Raw genomic sequence first — 21,632 nt, forward strand, 5'->3', positions numbered from 1 at the left:
TGGGGGGCGCGGGACCGAGGTCAGCGGCGGACCTGCCGGACGGCGGCGGTGCCGGTCGGGACGGGCACCGGTGGCCGGGGGCTCCCCGGCCCGCCGGGCTGCTCCAGCCCGGTGCGGGTCAGCTTCTGCCAGCCCAGCCGGCCCCCGGTCAGCGCGGTGGCCACCGACTGGAGCAACACCAGGTACATGAGTTGGCGGTAGACGAACTGCTGCAACGGCAGCACCCAGAGGACGCCGAGTTTCTCCTTGTCGAGGCGGAACGCCACGATCGCGGTGAGGAACTGCAACCCGAGCATGGCCAGCCAGGCCAACGCCGTCTCGGTCCGGTTCAGGAAGATCAGGCCGTAGATGGCAAGCAGGTCGATGACCGGCGCGGTCAGCGGCAGCAACACCCCGAACAGGGTCAGGAACGCCAGGCAGCGACGGCTGAACCGGCCGGAGGCGCCCTTGTCGAGCACCGAGCGGCGGTGCTTCCACATCGCCTGCATGGTGCCGTAGCTCCACCGGTACCGCTGCTTCCACAGCTGACCGAAGCTGGTCGGCGCCTCGGTCCAGGCACGGGCACTCTCCTCGTACACCACCTTCCAGCCGGCCCGGCCCAGGGCCATGGTGATGTCGGTGTCCTCGGCCAGCGTGTCGTCGGTCATCCCGCCGGCGTACTCCAGGGCCGCGCGGCGGAACGCGCCGATCGCACCGGGAATGGTGGGCATGCACCGCAGCGTCTCGTAGAGGCGGCGGTCGAGGTTGAAGCCGATCACGTACTCGATGTGCTGCCACTTGGCGATCATGCCGCGCCGGTTGCCCACCTTGACGTTGCCGGCGACCGCACCCACCTGCGGGTCGCCGAAGGGCTGGACCAGGCGGCGGAGCGCGTCGGGCTCGAAGACGGTGTCCCCGTCGACCATCACGATCAGGTCGTGCCGGGCGAGGGCGACGCCGGTGTTCAGCGCGCTGGGCTTGCCGCCGTTGGGCTTGCGGACCACGCGTACGTTCGGCAGGCCGAGACCGGCGGCGATGTCGGCGGTGCCGTCGGTCGATCCGTCGTCGACCACCACCACCTCGATCCCGCCAGGGTGGTCGCCCGCCGCGAGCGAGCGGACCGCCGCGGCGATCCCCTCCTTCTCGTTGTACGCGGGCACGATCACCGAGACCGGCTCGGTGACCGGCGGCCCCCAGGCGAAGTCCCGGCGACGCCGCTGGCGGGCGTGCCGCAGCGCCAGCACGAACAGCAGCACGGTACGGCCGATGGTGAGCGCGCCGACGAGGAGGAAGAGCCCACCGAAGAGAGCGAAGGTGCCGTCGGCGGCACGGACCGCCGTGATCAGCACCTGGCCGCGCCGGCGCTCTCCGGCCGACGCCGCCACCGGACCGGCCTCGGTCCCGGTGACGCCGGCATCGACCAGCGCCAGGTTCAGCCCGCCGCTGACCGTGGTGAAGGTGTAACCCCGCTCCTTCATCATCGGGATGTACCGCTCCAACGCCTCGATGGTCTGGGAGCGGTCGCCGCCGGAGTCGTGCCAGAGGGTGATCGCGCCGGAGTAGCCCTGCGGGGTGGTCCGCTCGATCATCCCGTCCGGGCCCTGCCGTTCCCAGTCCCGGCTGTCCAGGTCGTTGACGACCGAGAGGTAGCCGAGTTCACCGGCCTGTTGCAGGATCGGCCAGTCCTGGTTGACGAAGGCGTCCGCCCGGGACGAGTACGGAAACCGCAACAGGTTGGTCCGGATGCCGGTGGCCCCGGCGATGGCGAGCTGGGTCTGGGTGTACTCCATCCGGCGCTGCCAGCCGGGGATCTCGGTGAGGTGCGGGTGGGTGAAGGTGTGCACACCGAGTTCGTGTCCGTTCGCGGCCAGTGTGCGGACCATCTCCGGGTTACGGACGACCTGGTTGCCGAGGACGAAGAAGGTGCCGGGCACCTGGTGCTTGTCCAGCACCCGCATCACCTCGGGGGTCCACCGTGGGTCCGGGCCGTCGTCGAAGGTGAGCGCGATGGTCCGGGCCGGCAGTCGGTACGACTGCGGGCGGTCGGCGGTGGTGTTGACGATCGGTCCACCTCCGAGGATCTCGTCGGGGACGTCGACCTGGCCGCTGCCGGTGATGTTCTCCGCCCGGTAGTCGGGGATGAACGAGCCATTGGCGTACGCCTGGACGAAGAGGATGCCGCCGAGCAGCACGAAGACCATCGCGTAGATCGTCAGGCTCGGACGGGGAACGAGTCGCCGGGCGCGGGCCGCCGGGCTCTGCCGGACCTGCCGCCGTGGCCGGTCCGGCGGGCCGGAGGGGGCGTGGTGTCCCGGTCGGCCGGGCGGGTACGGGTGGCTCATCAGGGGGTGGTTGCCTCACTCGGTTCGGCCGGTTCCGGCGACGGCGACGCCGTGGGCGTCGGGCTGTTCGGGGCCGGGTCGCTGGCCGGCGGTGCGCTCCGGGAGGGACTGCGTGACGGCGTACCGCTGGGTCGGGCAGTGGTCGGCGTCGGCGTCGGGGACGGGCGCAGGGAGGCAGTGGCCGAGGTCGCAGCGGTGCTGGGCGCGGTGGAGGGAGCGGGCGCGGGGGGCTGCGGCGCGACCGGGATGGACGACGGGGCGGCCGTGAGCGACGCCGAGGGCGTGGCCGCCGGGGAGGGGGGCGGCGGCTGCCAGGTCTCGGCGGGCTCGACGAACGGGATGATCGTCTCCGGGCGGACCGGCCCGCCGGCGAAGCTGATGCCGACCATCGCCGTGTAAACCAGTCCCGCCAGGCCGAGAAAGTAGGCGCTGCGGCGCAGCCATCGTTGCCGTCGACCACTCGGATCGACGAAGACGGGGGGTGGCTCCGGTGCGACAGGAATGATCTGTGTTGGTCCCTCCACCTGCGCAAGCTTAAAGGTGAATACCTTTCACTTTCTTGCCCAGGTGTCCTATCTGACATGCGAAAACGGCGAGACCATCCCTAGTTGGTTGTCGAGTGACAATCACCCGGACCGAGTAGGTTGGCCGCATGGCCCGCAGCGTCTACCTCACCAGCGTGGGATCCGGCGGCGGCAAGTCGATGATCGCGCTCGGCCTCGCCGAACTGCTCTCCCGGCAGGTCGAGCGGATCGGCGTGTTCCGGCCGTTGGTGCCGTCGACCGGACCCGATCACATCATCGCCCTGCTCAGCGAGCGTTACCGCGTGGACATTACCCCTTCTGACCTGGCCGGAGCCACATACGCCGAGGCCACCGCCCTGGTCTCGAACGGACGGCGGGAAGAACTGATCTCACGGGTGGTCCAGCGCTACCGTGCGGTCGAGCAGCAGTGCGCGGCCGTCGTGGTGGTCGGTAGCGACTTCGCCGACTCCAGCGACGGCGCTCCCTCCCGTGAACTGGCCTTCAACGCCCGGCTGGCGACCGAGTTCGGCAGCGTGGTGGTGCCGGTCGTGGACGGGTACGGCCAGTCGCCGGAGGCGATCGCGGCGGCGGCCCGCGGGGCGTACTTCGATCTCGTGGACCTCGGCGCGACAGTGCTGGCGGTGATCGCCAACCGGGTACCCGAGCCGATGACCCTGCCCGAGCTGCCGGTGCCCGCGTACGCGATCCCGGAGGTGCCGAGCGTGTCGGCGCCGACGGTGGCCGAGGTGGCCGCCGCGCTCGGCGCGACGCTGCTCGCCGGCGACGAGGCAGCCCTCGGCCGCGACGTGCTCGACTACGTCGTCGGCGCGGCGCACGTGCCGACGCTGCTGGAACACCTGACCGACGGCTGCCTGGTGATCACCCCCGGCGACCGGGACGACCTGCTGGTGGCGTCGAGCGCCGCGCACGTCGCCGGCCAGGTCTCGGTGGCCGGGCTGGTCCTCACCCTCGGCGAACAGCCGGATCCCCGGGCGCTGCGGCTCTTCGAGGGGTTGAACACCGGCCTCGCGGTGCTCAGCGTGGCCAGCGACAGCTACGACACGGTCGCCGCGTCCAGCCGGATCGAGGGGCGGCCCAGCGCGGCCAACGCCCGCAAGGTGGAGGCCGCCCTCGGCGCCTTCGAGGCCAACGTGGACACCGATGACCTGGCCCGCAGGCTCGCGGTCAGCCGCTCGAAGCGGGTCACCCCGCTGATGTTCGAGTACGACCTGATCGACCGGGCCCGCACCCGGCGTCGCCACCTGGTCCTGCCGGAGGGCACCGAGGAACGGATTCTGCGCGCCGCGGAGATCCTGCTCCGCCGGGGGGTGGCCGACCTCACCCTGCTCGGCAACCCCGACGACGTGGCACGGCGTACCCGGGAACTGGGCGTCGACATCGCCGGAGCGGCCGTGGCCGACCCGGCGACCAGCCCGCTGCGGGAGGAGTTCGCCCAGGCGTACGCGGAGCTGCGCGCCCACCGGGGGGTGACCGTCGAGTTGGCGCACGACATCGTGGCGCAGCCGAACTACTTCGGCACGATGATGGTGTGGGCCGGCCACGCCGACGGCATGGTCTCCGGCGCCACGCACACCACCGCGGCGACCATCCGGCCCGCGTTCGAGATCATCAAGAACCTGCCGGGGGTCTCCGTCGCCTCCAGCGTCTTCTTCATGCTGCTCGCCGACCGGGTGCTGGTGTACGGCGACTGCGCCGTCAACCGCGACCCGGACGCCGCCCAGCTCGCCGACATCGCGATCTCCTCGGCGGACACCGCGGCCCGGTTCGGCATCGAACCCCGGGTGGCGATGCTGTCGTACTCGACCGGCAGCTCGGGTGCGGGAGAGGACGTGGAGAAGGTCGCGGAAGCCACCGCGCTGGTCCGTCAGCGTCGACCCGAGCTGGCCGTGGAGGGCCCGATCCAGTACGACGCCGCCATCGACCCGGCCGTGGCGGCGATGAAGCTGCCCGGCAGTGCGGTCGCCGGGCGGGCCACGGTCTTCATCTTCCCGGACCTGAACACGGGCAACAACACGTACAAGGCGGTGCAGCGCTCGGCCGGGGCGGTCGCCGTCGGGCCGGTGATGCAGGGCCTGCGCCGGCCGGTCAACGATCTCTCCCGAGGGGCCACCGTGCCGGACATCGTGAACACCGTGGCGATCACCGCCATCCAGGCCGCCGCGCTCGCCGAGGCGTCATGAGCAAGGTACTCGTGCTCAACTGCGGATCGTCGTCGGTGAAGTACCGGCTGTACGACGACGACCACGTCCTCGACAAGGGCGTCGTCGAACGGGTCGGCGAGCCCGGCGGCGGTCCGGCCGACCACGCCGGCGCGGTCCGGCAGATCCTGGCCGGGCTGGACCTGACCGGGCTCGCCGCCGTGGGCCACCGGGTGGTGCACGGCGGCCGGCGGTTCACCACACCGACCCTGGTCGACGACGCGGTGCTGGCCGCCATCACCGACCTGGTGCCGCTGGCGCCGCTGCACAACCCGGCGAACCTGGCCGGCATCGCGATGGCCCGCGAGGCACTGCCGGGGGTGCCGCAGGTGGCCGTCTTCGACACGGCGTTCCACCACACACTGCCGGAATCCGCCGCCACGTACGCGATCGACCGGGACATCGCGCAGCGGTACGGCATCCGGCGGTACGGATTCCACGGCACCTCGCACGCGTACGTCTCCCGGCGGACCGCGGAGCTGCTGGGTCGCCCGTACGCCGAGGTCAACACGATCACCCTGCACCTGGGCAACGGGGCCAGCGCCTGCGCCGTCGCCGGTGGGCGCAGCATCGCCACCTCGATGGGCATGTCCCCGCTGGAGGGCCTGGTGATGGGTACCCGCAGCGGCGACCTCGATCCCACCGTCGTGTTCCACCTGCGTCGCGAGGGCGGGATGGGCGTCGACGAGATCGACGACCTGCTCAACCACCGCAGTGGCCTGCTGGGGCTGACCGGGGCCAACGACATGCGAGAGGTGCTCGCCCGGCGGGCGGCCGGGGACGAGGCGGCGATGCTCGCCTTCGACATCTACTGCCGTCGGCTCACCGGTTACGTGGGGGCGTACTACGCCCTGCTCGGCCGGGTGGACGCGGTCACCTTCACCGCCGGTGTCGGCGAGCACTCCGGGCCGGTGCGCGCGGCCGCACTGGCCGGACTGGGTCGGCTCGGTGTCGCCGTCGACCCGGAGCGCAACGCGGGCAGCGGCGACCGGTTCATCTCACCGGACGGTGCGCAGGTCGCGGTCTGCGTCGTCAGCACCGACGAGGAGCGGGAGATCGCCCGGGCCGCCCGGGCGGTGGTCTCCGACGGCAACTGACCACCCGGGCGGGCGGGTCAGCCGAAGGCGAGCCAGGTGGCGAGGGCGATCAGCACCACCGCGACGACGGCTGCCCCGACGATCAGGTTGGTACGCGACGCCGTCTCCGCCGGAGCCTCCGGGTTGGCGAAGGCGCGGAACGCTTCGGTGTTGCCGCTCGGGTCGGTGTAGTTCTCAGCCATGCCGGGAACCTTAGCGAAACCGGTCCACCCCGGCCGCCCCATGCCTGGCGTACGCGCCGGCGGGTGGCGGGTGCCGGGTGGCGGGTGCCGGGTGGCGGCGAGGCACAATCGGAGCCATGTCGCGTCGCGCCGCCTCAGTCCTGATCGCCAGCACGCTGGTCGCCAGCACGCTGGTCGGGTGTTCCACCGACCGTGGGCCCGCCGAGGGGGCTGATCCACCCGCCCCGCAGGCCACCGCCTCCGCACCACCGGCGGCCCCCCCGGCGCCGGCGATTCCCGCCGGCAGCGCGCCGGAACGCGCCTTCGCGGTCGGCGTACGGCAGCTCAAGCTGACCCGCGACGGCGACCGGTCACTGCCGGTGACCATCTGGTACCCGGCATCCGGTCGGGCGGGGGGTGAGCCGGTGGACTCGGCGCAGGGCGCGGACGGAAAGTTCCCGGTCGTCATGTTCAGCCACGGCCTGGGCGGTCGGCCGACCGACTACGCCGCCCTGCTGACGCGCTGGGCGGCAGCCGGTTTCGTGGTGGCCGCGCCGACGTTCCCCAACACCTCCCGACGTGGCGACGGCAACAACGTGCTCGACGTGCTCAACCAACCCGCCGACGTGTCGTACGCCCTGACCCGGGTGCTCGCCCTCGACGGACGCGACGGCGATCCGTTGCGCGGCCGGCTGGCCACCGACCGGGTCGCCGCCGCCGGCCACTCCGCAGGCGGCGTGACCACCATCGGGCTGTTCACCGCCGGCCGGGACGAGCGGCTGGCCGCCGGGATCGTCTTCGCCGGCACCGCCGTCGGGGTGGGTACCGCCTTCGCCGGTGCCACCGCGCCGCAACTGTTCGTGCATGGCGAGGCCGACGAGGTGGTGCAGTACTCCGCCGGCAAGGCGGTGTACGACAAGGTGCCCTGGCCGAAGGCGATGTTGAGCCTGCCGGACGGCGACCACGGCCGGGACCTGCTGCGCGACGGTGACGGCGCTTCGCTGCGGGTGGTCGCCGACACCACCATCGAGTTCCTGCGCTGGACGCTCTACGGCGACGCGGCGGCCAAGGAACGCATCCCCACCGCCAGCGCCGGCGGCGACATCGCCACCCTCGACAACCACCTGTAGCCGAAGGAAGGGCCCCTGCTTAACGCCTCAGGTAGAGCAGGGGCCCCCGCTTAACACTTCGCCTCACGCGGTGTGGTCGACGACGATCTTGCCGAAGACGTCCCCGGAGTGCAGGCGGGCGAACGCGTCAGCGACCCGGCGCAACGGCACCACGCTGTCCACCACCGGGCGGACCCCCCGCTCGGCGCAGAAGGCCAGCAGGTCGGTCAGCTCGCCCGGGGTACCCATCGAGGTGCCCAGGATCTCCAGCTGCATGGCGAAGACCCGACGCAGGTTGACCTTCGGCTCGTGCCCGGCCGTCGCACCGGAGACCACGATCCGCGCCCCCGGGGCGGCCGACTTCAGCGAGTGGTCGAAGGTGGCCGCGCCGACCGTCTCGATCACCACGTCGACCCGCTCGGGTAGCCGTGCGCCGGGCTCGACGGCGGTCGCCCCCAGCTCGGCGATCCGCGTCCGCTTGGCGGCGTCGCGGCTGGCCGCGTACACCCGCTTGCCCATGGCGACGGCGAGCGCGACCGCCGCGGTGGCCACGCCACCCCCGGCGCCCTGGACCAGGACGGCCTCGGCCTCGTCGACCCGACCCTTCGCGGTGAGCATCCGCCACGCGGTGAGCCAGGCCGTCGGCAGGCAGGCAGCGTCGGTCGCCGCCAGCCCCGCCGGCAGCGGCAGCAGGTTCGACCGGGGTACGGCCACCCGCTCGGCCAGGGTGCCGGGAAAGTGCTCGGAGAGGATGGACATTCCGCGCGGGTCACCGGGGGTGGGCACCACCGGGTAGACGACCACCTCGTTGCCGTCCGGGTCGACCCCGGCCGCGTCGCAGCCGAGGATCATCGGCAGCTGCTCGGTGCGGAGCCCGACCCCCCGCAGCGACCACAGGTCGTGGTGATTGAGCGAGCTGGCTGTGACGCGCAACGTCACCCAGTCGTCGTCGGGCAGGCTCGGCTCGGGCCGCTCACCGACGGTGAGCGCGGCGAGCGGGTCGGCGTCGTCGAAACGGGAGGCGAAGGCGGCAAGCATGATCCGCACCGTAACAAGGTGAGCCGCTGTTAAGAAGGGCCCCCTCTACTACCGGAGGCGTTAAGAGGGGGCCCTTCCTTGCACGTCAGGCGCGGGCGACGCCGTCGCGGCGGGCGGCCTCGGCGACCGCTTCGGCGACGGCGGGGGCGACCCGGGGGTCGAGCGGCGAGGGCACGATCGCCTCCGGGGTCAGCGCCTCGGCCACCACGGAGGCGATGGCGTCGGCCGCCGCGACCTTCATGGCGTCGGTGATCCGGCTGGCCCGGGCCTGCATCGCGCCCCGGAAGACGCCCGGGAAGGCCAGCACGTTGTTGATCTGGTTCGGGTAGTCGCTGCGGCCGGTGGCGACCACCGCGACGTGCCGCGCGGCGATCTCCGGAGGCACCTCCGGGGTGGGGTTGGCCAGTGCGAACACGATCCCGCCCGGGGCCATCCCGGCCACCGCCTGCTCGGGGATCTGCCCGCCGGAGACGCCGATCAGTACGTCGGCGTCGCGCAGCGCCTCGGTGATGTCGCCCTGTCGACCGTCGGCGTTGGTCAGCTCGGCGAGTTCGGCCTTGGTGCCGGTCAGACCGGTGCGCTGCCGGGAGATGATGCCTCGGGAGTCACAGACCACCACGCGCTGCGGGTCCACACCGCCGGCCACCAGCATCCTGGTCACCGCGACCCCGGCGGCACCGGCGCCGCTGACGGCCACCCGCAGGTCGCCGAGTTTGCGGTTGAGCAGCGTCGCGGCGTTACGCAGCGCGGCCAGCACGACGATCGCGGTGCCGTGCTGGTCGTCGTGGAAGACCGGGATGTCCAGCGCCTCGTCGAGCCGGCGCTCCACCTCGAAGCAGCGCGGCGCGCTGATGTCCTCAAGGTTGATGCCACCGAACGACGGGGCGAGCGCCTTGACCGTCGCGACGATCTCGTCGACGTCCTGCGTGTCCAGGCAGACCGGTACCGCGTCGATCCCGCCGAACTGCTTGAACAGGACGGCCTTGCCCTCCATCACCGGCAGCGCGGCTCTCGGACCGATGTTGCCGAGACCGAGTACCGCCGAGCCGTCGGTGACGACCGCGACGGCGCGCGAGGCCCAGGTGTAGTCGTGGGCCAGGGTCGGGTCGGCGGCGATCGCCTCGCAGACCCGGGCCACACCCGGGGTGTACGCGAGGGAGAGGTCGTCCCGGCTGGTCAGCGGGACCGTCGAGACAATGGCCATCTTGCCGCCCCGGTGCAGTTGGAAGACGGGATCAGCAGGGTCCACGGTGGACGAAGACATGGTGACTCCAGGAAAGTCGAGCAGCTGGACCAGCCGGTCGGGCGCACGGTGAGGCGAGCGAGCGGCGGCGCGCGGTGCGGGGGGTCACCCGGGCACTTCCGAGCATAGTCACGCCCAGGGGGGCGGTATGTGAGCAGGGTCATAACCGATCTGACGGCACCCGGCCGGGCCGGGGCCAGTAGCGGGCCACCACCCGGCCCTGCACGTCGGCCACGCCGTATGCCCGGGAGTCGTCGGTGACCAGGCTGTTGTCCCCGGAGAGCCACCATCCGCCGCCGGCCGGACGGACCGCCCGCTTGACCACCAGCAGGTCGGGGCGGGTGCGGAAGACCGCGATCACCACGTCGCCGGGCCGGATCGCCCGGCCACCGCGGCGAACCAGCACCGCGTCGCCGTGCCGCAGCGTCGGCGCCATGGACGGGCCGGTCACCAGCACGGCCGACAGGGGCCACCGCAGCCGGGACGCGGGCACGGGTTTCACCTCCAGCAGCCTCGGGGACCACCGTCCAGGAGTAATGTCGTCTTGGATCATCGCAAACTTCCCATGGAGGATCCCGATGCGACTTCCACGCATCCTTGCGCCCCGCGTGACCGCGAGCGCCCACTGTGACCTGCCCTGTGGGGTCTACGACCCGGCGCAAGCCCGGATCGAGGCCGAGTCGGTAAAAATGATCTGCGAGAAGTACCAGGCCAACACCGACCCCGAGTTCCGTACCCGGGCCATCCTGATCAAGGAGCAGCGGGCCGAGTTGGTCAAGCACCACCTCTGGGTGCTGTGGACCGACTACTTCAAGCCCCCGCACTTCGAGAAGTACCCGAACCTGCACCAGCTGTTCAACGAGGCCACCAAGCTGGCCGGCGCGGCCGGCGCCAAGGGCGCCACCGACCCGACCAAGGCGGACGAGCTGCTGCAGAAGATCGACGAGATCTCGAAGATCTTCTGGGAGACCAAGCAGGCGTGACGTCGCCCGCGTACGGCAACTGCGTCGGCGGCCGACGCGTCCTCACCGGGACGCGCCGGCCGCCGATGCGCCCCAGGCCCTCCGGCCACGTCCGCACCGGGCCGTGCGGCCCCGTCCGACCGCCGCGCTGACCGCCGCGACCGGCCGGCTGCCGGAGCGGGTAGAGTCCCCGATCGGGGGGATGAGTGGTGACTCAACTGACCGGCCAACTGACGACCGACGATGATGTCGTGCACCTCACCGTGCCTGCGGAGGGCGGCTATCTCAGCGTGCTCCGCACCGCCACGGCCGGCCTCGCGGCTCGTCTCCAGTTCGCCCTCGACGAGATCGAGGATCTGCGCATCGCGGTGGACGAGGCCTGCGCCATGCTGCTCGCCATCGCCGCGCCGGGTGCCGAACTCGACTGCCGCTTCTCGGTGACCGAGGATGCGCTGACCGTCGAGGTGACCGTGCCGACGGTGCCGGGCGCCAAGCTTCCGGCGGAGTCGTCGTTCGCGTGGAAGGTGCTCACCGCGCTGACCACGTCGGCGACGGCGGGCGCGACCGACGGCCGGGCCACCATCTCGCTGCTCACCCGGCGTGCCTCCGGCTGGTGAGGGTTTTCCCGCCGGTCACCTCACTCGAAGCCCAGCGCCCGGGTGGTGGGCGGGCTCACCAGTAGCCAGGTGACGCCGACCCCGAGCGCGATCAGCGGGACACCGAGCCAGCCGAGCCCGCCCTGGATCATGAACCAGCCGATCGGCAGCAGCATCAGTTGGAGCACGATGGCGGGCGCTCGGGCACCCGCCCGACGCCGCGACAGCGCGTTACCCAGCGCCCAGAGGGCCACCGCGACGCCGATGGCGAAGGCCGTGACCATCAGCGCCGACGTCAGGTCGGTGGCTTCGGCGGTGAGATCGGCGAAGACCAGCCAGGCGGCGACCAGCCCGACGGCGACCGCCTGACCCCACAACAGCCGGACTGCCCAACGGAGGGTGACTGGGGCCAGGGCGGGGTCGATGGTCACGCGGTCACGATACCGGTGAGGTGCCGGAGTACAGTGCCGCCCATGCGGGCCGTCCTGCTGGTCAATCCGAAGGCCACCACCACCAGCGAGCGCGCGCGGGACGTACTGGTCCGCGCGCTGCGTAGCGAGGTCGACCTTTCCGTGCGCTACACCCGCCGGCGTGGCCACGCCACCACGCTGGCCCGGGAGGCCGCCGAGGAGGGCGTCGACGCGGTGGTCACCCTCGGCGGCGACGGGACGGTCAACGAGGTGGTCAACGGGCTGATGACGGCGACCACCGCCGGCGGCGAGGCGCCGAGCGCCGAGCGGTTGCCGGCCCTGGCCACCGTGCCGGGTGGCTCGACCAACGTCTTCGCCCGGGCGCTCGGCCTACCGCGCGAGTGGCCGGAGGGCGCCAGCATGATCCTGGAGGGTCTGCGGCTGGGCCGGCACCGGACGATCGGGCTCGGCCGGGCCGACGACCGCTACTTCACTTTCTGTGCCGGCTTCGGGCTCGACGCGGCGGTGATCCACCGGGTCGAGGAGGCGCGCCGCCGCGGGCGGGTGCCGTCTCCCGCGCTCTACTTCCGGGCCTTCTCGGCGCAGCTTCTCGTCGGGGCCGAGCGGCGGCACCCGGCGATCCAGTTGGAGCGTCCGGGCGAGACGGCAGAGGGCGATCTGGCGACGATCATCGTGCAGAACACCGCTCCGTGGACGTACATCGGGGACCGGGAGGTCAACCCGAATCCGGAGGCGTCGTTCGATCTCGGGCTGGACGTGCTGGCACTGCGCCAGCTAGGCGTTGCCAGTACGACACGTACAGTCACGCAGTTCTTCTCCGCCACGCCCAATCCGCGCGGTCGTCAGGTGCTTCGGCTACACGACGTGGGCGAGTTCACGCTGGTCGCGAGCCGTCCACAGGCGTTTCAGCTCGATGGCGACTATCTTGGCGAGCGGGAAAAAGTCAGATTCACCTCCGTTCCGGCCGCACTCAGAGTAATCTGTTAGGTCTCCGGTACCACCGGCGTGAGTTGGTCGGCGTGACCCCCGCGTGCGACGACCACGACACCCGGACGGATGCCGGAAATGTCAGCAATGCGCGGCGGACTGTACTATATTGATCCTCGACTGTGATACGCCGGGTAGCCGGAGTGATCTGGAACCCGGACAAAAGGGTTGTGGGCTTGCTCACCGTCCGGAGTTTTTCTGAGCGTCACCCTTGACATCACGTAAGTTCGTGAAAGTATTCACAAGCGAACTTGAGTTACCGGGACATTGCCTGGATATGCTCGGCAGGTTGAGCGGTTCCAGCAGGCCCCCGGGCGCCAACAGCCTGCTCACGCACTGCCCAATGGTGAACGCGAACCGTCACCGCCGGCATTGCGGATGCATATAGGAAAAGCACCAACAAGCAATATCTGCCACCCATCCAGAATGAGGAGTGTTGCCGCCATGGACTGGCGTCACCATGCTGTCTGCCGCGACGAGGACCCGGAGCTGTTCTTCCCGATCGGGACGTCCGGTCCGGCTCTCCTGCAGGTCGAGCAGGCCAAGGCCGTCTGCCGGCGCTGCTCCGTGACCGACCAGTGCCTGCAGTGGGCGCTCGAGTCCGGTCAGGACGCTGGCGTCTGGGGCGGGATGAGCGAGGAGGAACGGCGCGCTGTCAAGCGTCGCGGCGGCCTCCGGGTGCTGCGCGCTCACTCCGCCTGACCATCACACCCACACAAAGCGACACGCCCCGGCCGGCACCGCCCGCCCGGGGCGTTCTGCTGTCCGCCGACGAGTGGCCGGGCGGTCACCGGTCACGCGGTCCGCGCCGCGTCGGCGGCTCAGCCACCGGCACACGGTTGCGCATCCACCCGGCGCAGCACCAGGTCGACCAGTTCCGGCGCGTCCGTCAGCGGGGCCGCCACCGCCACCGCGCCCGCCTCTCCGGCCGCCACCATCACCGCGTCATGGAACAGCCCGGGCGCCAGGAAGTACGCCGCCACCGCCACCCGCCGTGCGCCACCCGCCCGCAGTCGCGCCACCGCGACGTCGACGGCCGGTGGTGCCGCTGAGGCGTACGAGACGCGCGTCCGGGTGCCCAGGGCCGCGCCCAGCGCCTCGGCCACCCGGCCGACGGACCCCCGCGCCCCGGCATCACGGGTCCCGGCGGCGGCCAGCACCAGAGCGTCGAACCGGCCCGGGCGCGCCTCGGCCAGCCGCCGCCGCAGACCGGCCAGCAGCGCCGGATCCGCCTCGGTACCCACCGGGCCGAGCACGTCGGTGACCCGCACCCTGATCGGCGAACCGGCCTGGTGAGCCGCCGCCACCGCCGCCGGAATGTCCACTCGACGGTGGTACGCGGCGGTCAGCAGCAGCGGCACCAGGGTCACCCCGGAGTGCCCCGCCGCAGCCAGTCCGCGCAATGCCTCCGTCGGGCCGGGCTCGGTATGGTCGAGCCAACTTGCCAGCACCGGGGTACCGGGGCGGGCCGCGGCGACCGCACGGGCCAGCGCCCTGGTCGCCTCGGCCGCCCGCGGATCCCGGCTGCCGTGGGCGACCAGCAGCAGCGGCTCGCCGGCGGCCCCGGGCCCGCCGGATCGGACGAGGCCGGCACCGGTCAGACGTGCAGACCGCACTCGGTCTTCTCGAACATGGCCCAGCGACCGGCGCGCGCATCCTCGCCCGCGCCCGTCCGCCGGGTGCACGGCCAGCAGCCGATCGAGCCGTAGCCGCGCCGGAACAGCTCGTTGACCGGCACGTTCCAGCGGGAGATGTAGGCGTCGACGTCCGCCTGCGTCCAGGCCGCGATCGGGTTGACCTTCACCTTGCCCCGGCGCGGGTCGAACGCCACCACCGGCGTGTTGGCACGGGTCGGCGACTCGTCGCGACGCAGGCCGGCCGCCCAGGCGTCGTAGCCGGTCAGCGCCCGCTCCAGGGGCTCCACCTTGCGCAGCTGGCAGCACTCGTCGGGTGACTTGTTGAACAGCCGCGGCCCGTACTCGCCGTCCTGTTGGCCCACGGTGAGACGCGGTCGGATGGAACGGACGTTCACCGGCAGCGTGCGGGCCACCTCGTCGCGGACCGCCAGCGTCTCCGGGAAGTGCAGTCCGGTGTCCAGGAAGACCACGTCCACCCCGGGCGCCACCCGGGAGACCAGGTGGGCGAGCACCGCGTCAGCCATCGAACTGGTGACGCAGAACCGGTCGCCGAACGTCTGGAAGGCCCACCGGGCGATCTCCGTCGCGGGCGCGCCCTCCAGCTCCCGGCCGGCCCGTTCGGCCAACTCGCGCAGCTCGTCGCGGCCACGTCGGGCCGGATCGGCGGGAGCCGGGGCACCCGTGTCGACCAGTCCCAGCCCGGCCGCGGAGACCAGGGCGCTCACCGGGTCACCGCCCGGGAGAGCAGGCCGGCGAAGCGGACCGTGAACACCCGCGTGCAGGCGTGGCACTCCCAGGCACCGTGCCCGGTCTCGCTCGGGCGCAGATCCTCCTCACCGCAGTACGGGCAGTACAGCGGGGCTGCTCGGGTTTCGCCGCTCATCGCAGTTCCTCCTCGTCGACCCTGATCACCCAGTTGGCGAACGTCTCGCCCTCGGTCCGGCCGGCCAGGTAGCGCAGGGCCAACCGCTCGACATACTCGGGAAGCTCCTCGGCGGTCGTCTTCAGGCCACGCAGCTTGCGCCCGAAGCCGGACGTCCGGCCCTCGGCCATGCCCAACCCACCGCCGAGGTGCACCTGGAAGCCCTCCACCTGACGGCCGTCGGGGCCGGTCACCAGCTGACCCTTGAGGCCGATGTCGGCGACCTGGGTCCGGGCGCAGGCGTTCGGACAGCCGTTGATGTGGATGGAGATGTCCGCGTCGAAGTCGCGCAGTCGCTGCTCCAGCCGGGCCACCAGATCCTCGCCGAGCGCCTTGGTCTCGACGATCGCGAGCTTGCAGTACTCGATGCCGGTGCAGGCCATGGTGCCGCGCCGCCAGGCCGACGGACGGGCCTCAAGGCCGATCCCGCGCAGCCCGTCGACCAGCGACTCCGTCCGCCCCGGCGGCACGTCGAGCACCAGCAGCTTCTGGTACGGGGTGAGTCGCACCCGGCCGCTGCCGTGCGCCTCGACCACGTCCGCGAGCTGGGCCAGCTGGCTGCCGGACACCCGCCCGACCACCGGAGCGGCACCGACGTAGTTGCGGCCGTCACGCTGAACGTGCACGCCGATGTGGTCGATCGGCTTGTCCGGCAGCTCCGGGGCGGGCCCGTCGAGCATCGTCCGGCCCAGGTACTCCTTCTCCAGCACCTCGCGGAACTTCGCCACACCCCAGTCGGCGACCAGGAACTTCAGCCGGGCCCGGTGCCGCAGCCGGCGGTAGCCGTAGTCGCGGAAGATGCCGACCACCCCGGCCCAGACGTCGGGCACCTCGGCCAGCGGCACCCAGACGCCGAGCCGTTGGGCCAGCATCGGGTTGGTGGACAGCCCGCCGCCGACCCACAGGTCGAAGCCCGGGCCGTGGTCCGGATGATCGACACCGAGGAAGGCGATGTCGTTCGCCTCGTACGGGGTGTCCACCAGCCACGAGATCGACGACTTGAACTTGCGGGGCAGGTTGGAGTACTGCTTGTCGCCGACGTACCGCCGGACGATCTCGTCGATCGCGGAGGTGGGGTCGACCAGCTCGGCCTCGGCCACCCCGGCGACCGGGCTGCCCAGCACGATGCGGGGGCAGTCGCCGCACGCCTCGGTGGTCTGCAGCCCGACGGACTCCAGCCGCCGCCAGATCTCCGGCATGTCCTCGACCCGGATCCAGTGGTACTGGATGTTCTGCCGGTCGGTGATGTCGGCGGTGTCCCGGGCGAACTCCCGGGAGATCTCGGCGATCATCCGCAGCTGCGCCAGGTCGAGCTGGCCGCCGTCGACGCGTACCCGCAGCATGAAGTACTCGTCTTCCAGCTCGTGCGGCTCCAGCACGGCGGTACGCCCACCGTCGATGCCCGCCTTGCGCTGGGTGTAGAGCCCCCACCAGCGGAACCGGCCGCGCAGGTCCTGCGGGTCGATGGAGGCGAAGCCACGGTGGGCGTAGATGTTCTCGATCCGGTCCCGCACGTTGAGCGGGTCGTCGTCCTTCTTGATCCGCTCGTTGGGGTTGAGTGGCTCCCGGTGCCCGAGCGCCCACTGGCCCTCGCCACGGGGGCGTCGGGGCGTCCGAGCCGGGCGCCCCGGAGCATCCCCGGAGCGGGCCGGAATCTCACTGACTGCCATCGCGGCGTCCTCCGTTTGTCTGCTGTGCCTCGGTTGGCTACGCGGACGCGACGACCGGATTCCGGAGGGGCCGTGGGACGGCGATGTCTTGACCGGCCGGCGCGCTGCGTGCCCGGGCAGAAATGGTCTCGGGCGTCGTCAGTGAGCCGGACAGATGGCGCTGCGTACGCGGCCGTAATCAACGTGGCGGCGAGCCACGAAGCGGCGGACCACAGCGGCAGTCATGAGCGTCATGTTGCCACACCAGGCACCGGGCGGCCAATGAGCACGTGCGGGATCCCACATCACGGGCGGTCGCTGTGGCCACCCGGAGCGCGACCGTGTGGCAGGCTCACAACATGGGGGATTTGTCCGGTAGGTCGATTCCGACCGCCGGAACGGGCGTCCGGCTGAGCGGGACGCGGTTGCGCTCGCTGCCGGTGTGGCTGGCCCCGGCGGGCGTAGCTCTGGTGGTGACGCTGGTCGGACTCGACGACGCCCAGCCGTGGCGCGACGAGTTGGCGACCTGGAGCGCCGCCACCCGGGGAACCGCCGGCCTGCTCCGGCTGGCTGGCACCATCGACGCCGCCGCCGGCCCGTACTACCTGCTCATGCACGCCTGGGTGGCGGTGGCCGGCGACTCGGTGGCCGCGCTGCGCCTGCCGTCCGCGCTGGCGATGGCCCTGGCTGCCGGTCTGACCGCGGCGCTCGGGGCACGACTGTGGGACGCCCGGGTCGGCACCCTCGCCGGGCTGCTGTTCGCGGTGCTCCCCGGCACCTCCCGGTACGCCCAGGAGGCCCGGCCCTACGCCCTGGCCACCGCGCTCGCCGTGCTGAGCACCCTGTTGCTGGTCGACGCGCTGCGCCACCCCGGCTGGCGCCGTTGGACCGGCTACGCCGCCGCGACCACCGCCCTCGGGCTGACCCATCTGGTCGCGCTGACCCTGCTCGCCGCCCACGCGGTCGCCGTGCTCAGCCCCGCGGTCCGGTGCGCCCTCGGAGCCGGCCGGACGCAGAGCGCAGACGAGGAGCAGGGGCTGCCGCGCGACCGGCCGGTCCGGTACTGGTTGGCCGCGCTGGTGCCGGTGGCGGTGGCGGTAGCCCCCCTGGCCCTGCTGGCCCGGGGCCAGCGGGCACGGCAGCTCGACTGGGTGGACACCACCCGGCCCGCAGACCTGGCGGCGCTGGCCGGCGGGGTGGCGCAGAGCGGCGTGGTCGGTGGCGCACTGGTCGGGCTCGCCGCGCTCGGTGCCGTCCGAGCCGGTCGCCGCGGGCTGTTGCCGACGAGTTGCGTCCTGCTGCCGGTGCTGCTGCTCTTCCTCGCCGGGCTGGTCGTGCCCCTCTGGGTACCGCGGTATCTGGTCTTCGTGGTGCCCTTCGGCTGCCTGCTGGCCGGCGTCGCGCTGGCCACGGTCCGGTTGCCGGCCGCACTGGTCGTGGTGGCCCTGACCGGACTGCTCGGCGTACCTGACCAGATGGCGTTGCGCCGCACCCACGAGTGGCCGCGCAGCGCGGCGGTCGACTACCGGGGCGCGGCCCGGATCGTCGCGGACGGTCAGCGCCCCGGCGACGTGATCGTCTACTCGCCCCGGGACAGCTGGCTCTTCCTCGACCTCGGTCTCGGCTACCACCTCGGCGGCCGGCTCCCACGGGACGCGCTGCTGGCGCAGCGGCAGCGGCAGCGGGGCGACCTGTGGGCCACCGAATGCGACCGGCCGGCGGAGTGCCTGTCCGGCGCCGACCGGGTCTGGCTGGTGCTGGCTGGTCGCCGGGACGATCCGCTGGCAGCCGTACCCGGGGCCAAGGGGGACGCGCTGCGCGCGGGTTTCACGGTCACTCAGGTCTGGCCGCACCCCGGCCTCACCGTGGCCCTGCTCACCCGCTGACCCAGCACCGGAGTGGGGTCAGACGGCGGAGCGGCCGTCGGGGGTGGCGGTGCGGGCCAGCGGGACGGCCAGAAATGCCTCGGTGCCGCCGTCAGCCCCGGGACGCAGCTCGATGCTGCCGCGCAGTTCGCCGGTGACCAGCGCCCGGACGATCTGCAGCCCCAGCTTGCCGTCGCCCTCGGCGTCGAAACCGGCCGGCAGCCCCCGCCCGTTGTCGGCGACGGTCACGTGCAGCATCTTGCGGAACCGGTGGGCCGACACCACCACCTCGGGCACCGCCGTCCGCTCCCCCTCCCCGGTCGCCGCCGGCCCGAGATCGGCAGCAGGCACAGAGCCGGCAGCCGCAGGGCCGGCAGCAGGCACAGAGCCGGCAGCAGGCACGGTACCGGGTGTCAGGTCTTCGGCGGCCGGCGGGAAACCGTGTTCGACGGCGTTGAGCAGCAGCTCGTTGAGGACCATCACCAGCGAGGTGGCGATCTCCGCCGGCAGTACGCCGAAGGTGCCCTTGCGCCGCATTCCGACGGTCACCTCGGTCGCCGCCACCTCGGTCGCCGCGTTGGCCACCCGGTCAACGATCCCGTCGAACTCGACCACCTCGTCACTGGACATGGAGAGCGTCTCGTGCACCAGGGCGATCGACGCCACCCGCCGCACGGATTCCTCCAGGGCCACCCGCGCCTCGGGCATCGAGACCCGGCGAGCCTGCAACCGCAGCAGTGCCGCGACGGTCTGCAGGTTGTTCTTCACCCGGTGGTGGATCTCCCGGATGGTGGCGTCCTTGGTGATCAGGGCGCGGTCGCGGCGGCGTACCTCGGTGATGTCGCGGACCAGCACCAGCGCGCCGATCGGCACTCCGGCGGGCATCAGCGGCAGGGCCCGGGTGAGCATGGTCGCACCGCGCGCGTCGATCTCCCGCCGGGGCGGCGCCTCGCCGCGCAACGCGGCGAGGATGCCGTTCGCGGCGTCCGTGCCCTCCAGGGGATCGCCGGCCAGCCGGCGGTGCAGCACCGCGAGATCCTCGCCCACCAGATGGGAGGCGTGGCCCAACCGGCGGTACGCCGACTGCGCGTTCGGGCTGGCGTAGGTGACCTTGCCGCCGGCGTCCAGCCGGACCAGTCCGTCGCCGACCCGCGGAGCCGAGGTCGTCTCCCCCGGGTGCCGGGGCGGCGGGAAGGTGCCGTCGGCGATCATCTGCGCCAGGTCGTCGGCCGTGGTCAGGTAGTTCAGCTCCAGCTGGCTGGGGGTACGGGCGGTGGACAGGTTGGTGTCCCGGCCCACCACGGCGATCACCTCGCCGGATTCGCCGTCGGCGGTACGCAGCCGGACCGGGATGGCCTCGTGCCGGGCGGGCACGTCGCCGTACCAGACCGGGTCGCCCTCCCGCCAGATCCGCCCCTGCCGGTAGGCGACCTCCAGGTGCGCCACCTCCGGCCCGCCGACGATCCGTCCCACCTGGTCGTCCTGGTACGCGGTGGGTGCGGTGGTCGGGCGGACCTGGGCCACGCAGAGGAAACTGCCCTCGTCGTCCACCGGTACCCAGAGCAGCAGATCCGCGAAGGAGAGGTCGGACAGCAACTGCCAGTCACCGGCGATGCGGTGCAGGTGGTCGATGTCGGCCCGGCGTAGAAGGGTGTGCTCCTCGGCGAGATCGCGCAGCGTTGACACGCCGACCAGGGTGCCACGCCGGGGGTCACATCGTCGCGGTGACCTTCTTCAACCCCCGCGGCGCGTCCGGGTTCTCGCCCCGGGCCAGGGCCAGCGCCAGCGCCAGCCGCTGCAACGGCAGGATGTCCAGCAGCGGCGCGTACCGCTCGTCGACCTCGGGCACGGGGATGCGGGTGGCGCCGTCGACCTCGGCGGAGCCGACCACGACCACGTCGGCGCGTCGCTCGCCGAGCCGGGGCAGCACCTCACCCATCGCCCGTCCACCCGGCCCCGAGCCGACCACCGCCAGCACCGGCACGTCCGGGTCGGTCATGGCGAGCGGGCCGTGCAGCAGGTCGGCGCCGGAGAAGGCCAGCGCCGGCAGGTACGAGGTCTCCATCAGCTTGAGCGCCGCCTCCCGCGCGGTCGGGTACGCGTACCCCCGGCCGGTGGTGACCAGTTGGGCGGCGAAGCGGTAGCGCGGCGCGAGCTGCGCGGCGGTGGGGTCGGCCAGGGTGCGGGCGGCCAGCTCGGGCAGGGCGGCCAGGTCCTGGCGTACCTCGGCGGGCAACGCGCCGTCGCCGGCCCGGACCCCCTCCACCAGCATCAGCAGGGCAAGCAGTTCGGCGGTGTACGTCTTGGTGGCGGCCACCGCCCGCTCGTGCCCGGCGGCGATGTCCACGGCGAGGTCGGCGGTGGTGGCCAGCGGTGAGTCCGGCGCGTTGGTGACCGCCAGGGTGAGCGCGCCCGAGTCCCGGGCGGCCCGGAGTACCTCGGCCAGGTCGGGCGAGCCGCCACTCTGGCTGACCCCGACGACCAGGGCGTCGGAGAGGTCCGGCCGGGCGCCGAAGAGGGTGACGGCGCTCGGCGAGGCGAGGCCGGCTGGCAGACCGAGGCGGATCTCGGTGAGGTAGGCGGCGTAGAGGGCGGCGTGGTCGGAGGTGCCCCGCGCGGTGAACACCACGTGCCGGGGGCGGCGCTCGGCGACCGCCGCGGCCACCCGGGCGATCGAAGCGGCGTGCTCGGTGGAGAGCAACCGCTCGTAACCGGCCGGCTGCTCGTCGATGTCGGCGGCCATGCCGCTACCTGGGCGCGTCACGAAGTCCCCTCCCCTGCGCGATAGGCGCGCGTTTGCTGCTCAGTCTTGCACCTTTTCCTCATTCCGAGCAATTGAACGAGCAGAAATGCGCAGTGGATCACCAAAAT

21 protein-coding genes are annotated in these 21,632 nt (G+C 72.3%); 9 read left to right on the top strand and 12 right to left on the bottom strand.

Annotated features, from left to right (window positions below; translation table 11 throughout):
- Positions 1-20: 20 nt before the first annotated feature.
- Entirely contained in the window at positions 21-2,321 is a 2,301-nt protein-coding gene (locus BMY89_RS09310; protein ID WP_092378071.1) for a bifunctional polysaccharide deacetylase/glycosyltransferase family 2 protein, read from the bottom strand.
- 6 nt (positions 2,322-2,327) lie between these two features.
- Between BMY89_RS09310 and BMY89_RS09315 the strand changes: the two genes are divergently transcribed.
- The 3 genes from BMY89_RS09315 to BMY89_RS09325 all read left to right on the top strand — a co-directional run bounded on the left by BMY89_RS09315 (position 2,328) and on the right by BMY89_RS09325 (position 6,161).
- Positions 2,328-2,720 (top strand): hypothetical protein, encoded by a 393-nt coding sequence (locus BMY89_RS09315; protein ID WP_092378074.1) that lies wholly within the window; start codon positions 2,328-2,330, stop codon positions 2,718-2,720.
- Between the two features lie 253 nt (positions 2,721-2,973).
- Complete coding sequence (gene pta, locus BMY89_RS09320; RefSeq protein ID WP_092378076.1) at positions 2,974-5,046, top strand: phosphate acetyltransferase; 2,073 nt, start codon at positions 2,974-2,976, stop codon at positions 5,044-5,046.
- Positions 5,043-6,161 carry an acetate/propionate family kinase gene (locus tag BMY89_RS09325; protein ID WP_092378079.1) on the top strand — a complete coding sequence of 373 codons (1,119 nt, stop codon included), beginning with the start codon at positions 5,043-5,045 and terminating at the stop codon, positions 6,159-6,161. Before pta ends, BMY89_RS09325 begins: the two co-directional genes overlap by 4 nt.
- 17 nt (positions 6,162-6,178) lie before the next feature.
- On the opposite strand, the gene BMY89_RS30295 is transcribed toward BMY89_RS09325, so the two are convergent.
- The gene (locus BMY89_RS30295) at positions 6,179-6,343 is read right to left on the bottom strand and encodes a hypothetical protein (protein ID WP_170147617.1); all 165 of its coding nucleotides are present in this window, start codon (positions 6,341-6,343) and stop codon (positions 6,179-6,181) included.
- A gap of 116 nt (positions 6,344-6,459) precedes the next feature.
- On the opposite strand from BMY89_RS30295, the gene BMY89_RS09330 reads away from it, so the two are divergent.
- Positions 6,460-7,452, top strand: coding sequence for an alpha/beta hydrolase family protein (locus BMY89_RS09330; protein ID WP_092378082.1), 993 nt, complete (start codon positions 6,460-6,462; stop codon positions 7,450-7,452).
- A 63-nt stretch (positions 7,453-7,515) separates the two neighbouring features.
- Here the strand turns inward: BMY89_RS09330 and BMY89_RS09335 are convergent, their stop codons facing one another.
- From BMY89_RS09335 to BMY89_RS09345, 3 genes are all read right to left on the bottom strand, one after another.
- Entirely contained in the window at positions 7,516-8,478 is a 963-nt protein-coding gene (locus BMY89_RS09335) for a zinc-binding dehydrogenase (protein ID WP_092378085.1), read from the bottom strand.
- A gap of 76 nt (positions 8,479-8,554) precedes the next feature.
- Positions 8,555-9,733 (bottom strand): NAD(P)-dependent malic enzyme, encoded by a 1,179-nt coding sequence (locus tag BMY89_RS09340; RefSeq protein ID WP_092378090.1) that lies wholly within the window; start codon positions 9,731-9,733, stop codon positions 8,555-8,557.
- Between the two features lie 139 nt (positions 9,734-9,872).
- On the bottom strand, positions 9,873-10,265 hold the full coding sequence (locus tag BMY89_RS09345; RefSeq protein WP_092378093.1) for a S24/S26 family peptidase: 393 nt from the start codon (positions 10,263-10,265) through the stop codon (positions 9,873-9,875).
- Positions 10,266-10,290: 25 nt separating this feature from the next.
- Here BMY89_RS09345 and sodN point away from each other — a divergent pair, with 25 nt between their 5' ends.
- A complete protein-coding gene (gene sodN, locus BMY89_RS09350) occupies positions 10,291-10,695 on the top strand; it encodes a superoxide dismutase, Ni (RefSeq protein ID WP_092378096.1) in 405 nt (134 codons plus the stop codon).
- A 188-nt stretch (positions 10,696-10,883) separates the two neighbouring features.
- Positions 10,884-11,291, top strand: a complete 408-nt coding sequence (locus tag BMY89_RS09355; protein WP_092378099.1) for an ATP-binding protein — start codon at positions 10,884-10,886, stop codon at positions 11,289-11,291.
- Positions 11,292-11,311: 20 nt separating this feature from the next.
- Here BMY89_RS09355 and BMY89_RS09360 read toward each other — a convergent pair whose 3' ends face one another.
- Positions 11,312-11,701, bottom strand: coding sequence for a hypothetical protein (locus BMY89_RS09360; RefSeq protein WP_092378103.1), 390 nt, complete (start codon positions 11,699-11,701; stop codon positions 11,312-11,314).
- Positions 11,702-11,743: 42 nt separating this feature from the next.
- Between BMY89_RS09360 and BMY89_RS09365 the strand changes: the two genes are divergently transcribed.
- Positions 11,744-12,688: a diacylglycerol/lipid kinase family protein gene (locus BMY89_RS09365; protein ID WP_092378106.1), complete on the top strand. Its 945-nt coding sequence runs from the start codon at positions 11,744-11,746 to the stop codon at positions 12,686-12,688.
- 444 nt (positions 12,689-13,132) lie between these two features.
- On the top strand, positions 13,133-13,390 hold the full coding sequence (locus BMY89_RS09370) for a WhiB family transcriptional regulator (RefSeq protein ID WP_007072794.1): 258 nt from the start codon (positions 13,133-13,135) through the stop codon (positions 13,388-13,390).
- A 119-nt stretch (positions 13,391-13,509) separates the two neighbouring features.
- Here the strand turns inward: BMY89_RS09370 and BMY89_RS09375 are convergent, their stop codons facing one another.
- The 4 genes from BMY89_RS09375 to BMY89_RS09385 are packed head-to-tail and all read right to left on the bottom strand — an operon-like array spanning position 13,510 to position 16,917.
- Complete coding sequence (locus tag BMY89_RS09375; protein ID WP_372433304.1) at positions 13,510-14,304, bottom strand: sirohydrochlorin chelatase; 795 nt, start codon at positions 14,302-14,304, stop codon at positions 13,510-13,512.
- Complete coding sequence (locus BMY89_RS09380; protein ID WP_092378109.1) at positions 14,286-15,050, bottom strand: phosphoadenylyl-sulfate reductase; 765 nt, start codon at positions 15,048-15,050, stop codon at positions 14,286-14,288. Before BMY89_RS09380 ends, BMY89_RS09375 begins: the two co-directional genes overlap by 19 nt.
- Positions 15,047-15,208: a hypothetical protein gene (locus tag BMY89_RS30300; protein WP_170147618.1), complete on the bottom strand. Its 162-nt coding sequence runs from the start codon at positions 15,206-15,208 to the stop codon at positions 15,047-15,049. Before BMY89_RS30300 ends, BMY89_RS09380 begins: the two co-directional genes overlap by 4 nt.
- On the bottom strand, positions 15,205-16,917 hold the full coding sequence (locus BMY89_RS09385; protein ID WP_092378111.1) for a nitrite/sulfite reductase: 1,713 nt from the start codon (positions 16,915-16,917) through the stop codon (positions 15,205-15,207). Before BMY89_RS09385 ends, BMY89_RS30300 begins: the two co-directional genes overlap by 4 nt.
- A gap of 338 nt (positions 16,918-17,255) precedes the next feature.
- On the opposite strand from BMY89_RS09385, the gene BMY89_RS09390 reads away from it, so the two are divergent.
- Complete coding sequence (locus tag BMY89_RS09390; protein ID WP_092379198.1) at positions 17,256-18,782, top strand: glycosyltransferase family 39 protein; 1,527 nt, start codon at positions 17,256-17,258, stop codon at positions 18,780-18,782.
- Between the two features lie 18 nt (positions 18,783-18,800).
- Here the strand turns inward: BMY89_RS09390 and BMY89_RS09395 are convergent, their stop codons facing one another.
- On the bottom strand, positions 18,801-20,447 hold the full coding sequence (locus BMY89_RS09395) for a PAS domain-containing sensor histidine kinase (RefSeq protein WP_092378113.1): 1,647 nt from the start codon (positions 20,445-20,447) through the stop codon (positions 18,801-18,803).
- A 25-nt stretch (positions 20,448-20,472) separates the two neighbouring features.
- Positions 20,473-21,504 carry an SIS domain-containing protein gene (locus BMY89_RS09400; RefSeq protein ID WP_092378116.1) on the bottom strand — a complete coding sequence of 344 codons (1,032 nt, stop codon included), beginning with the start codon at positions 21,502-21,504 and terminating at the stop codon, positions 20,473-20,475.
- Positions 21,505-21,632 lie beyond the last annotated feature (128 nt).

The sequence above is a fragment of the Micromonospora phaseoli genome, assembly GCF_900109115.1.
Lineage (GTDB): Bacteria > Actinomycetota > Actinomycetes > Mycobacteriales > Micromonosporaceae > Micromonospora > Micromonospora phaseoli.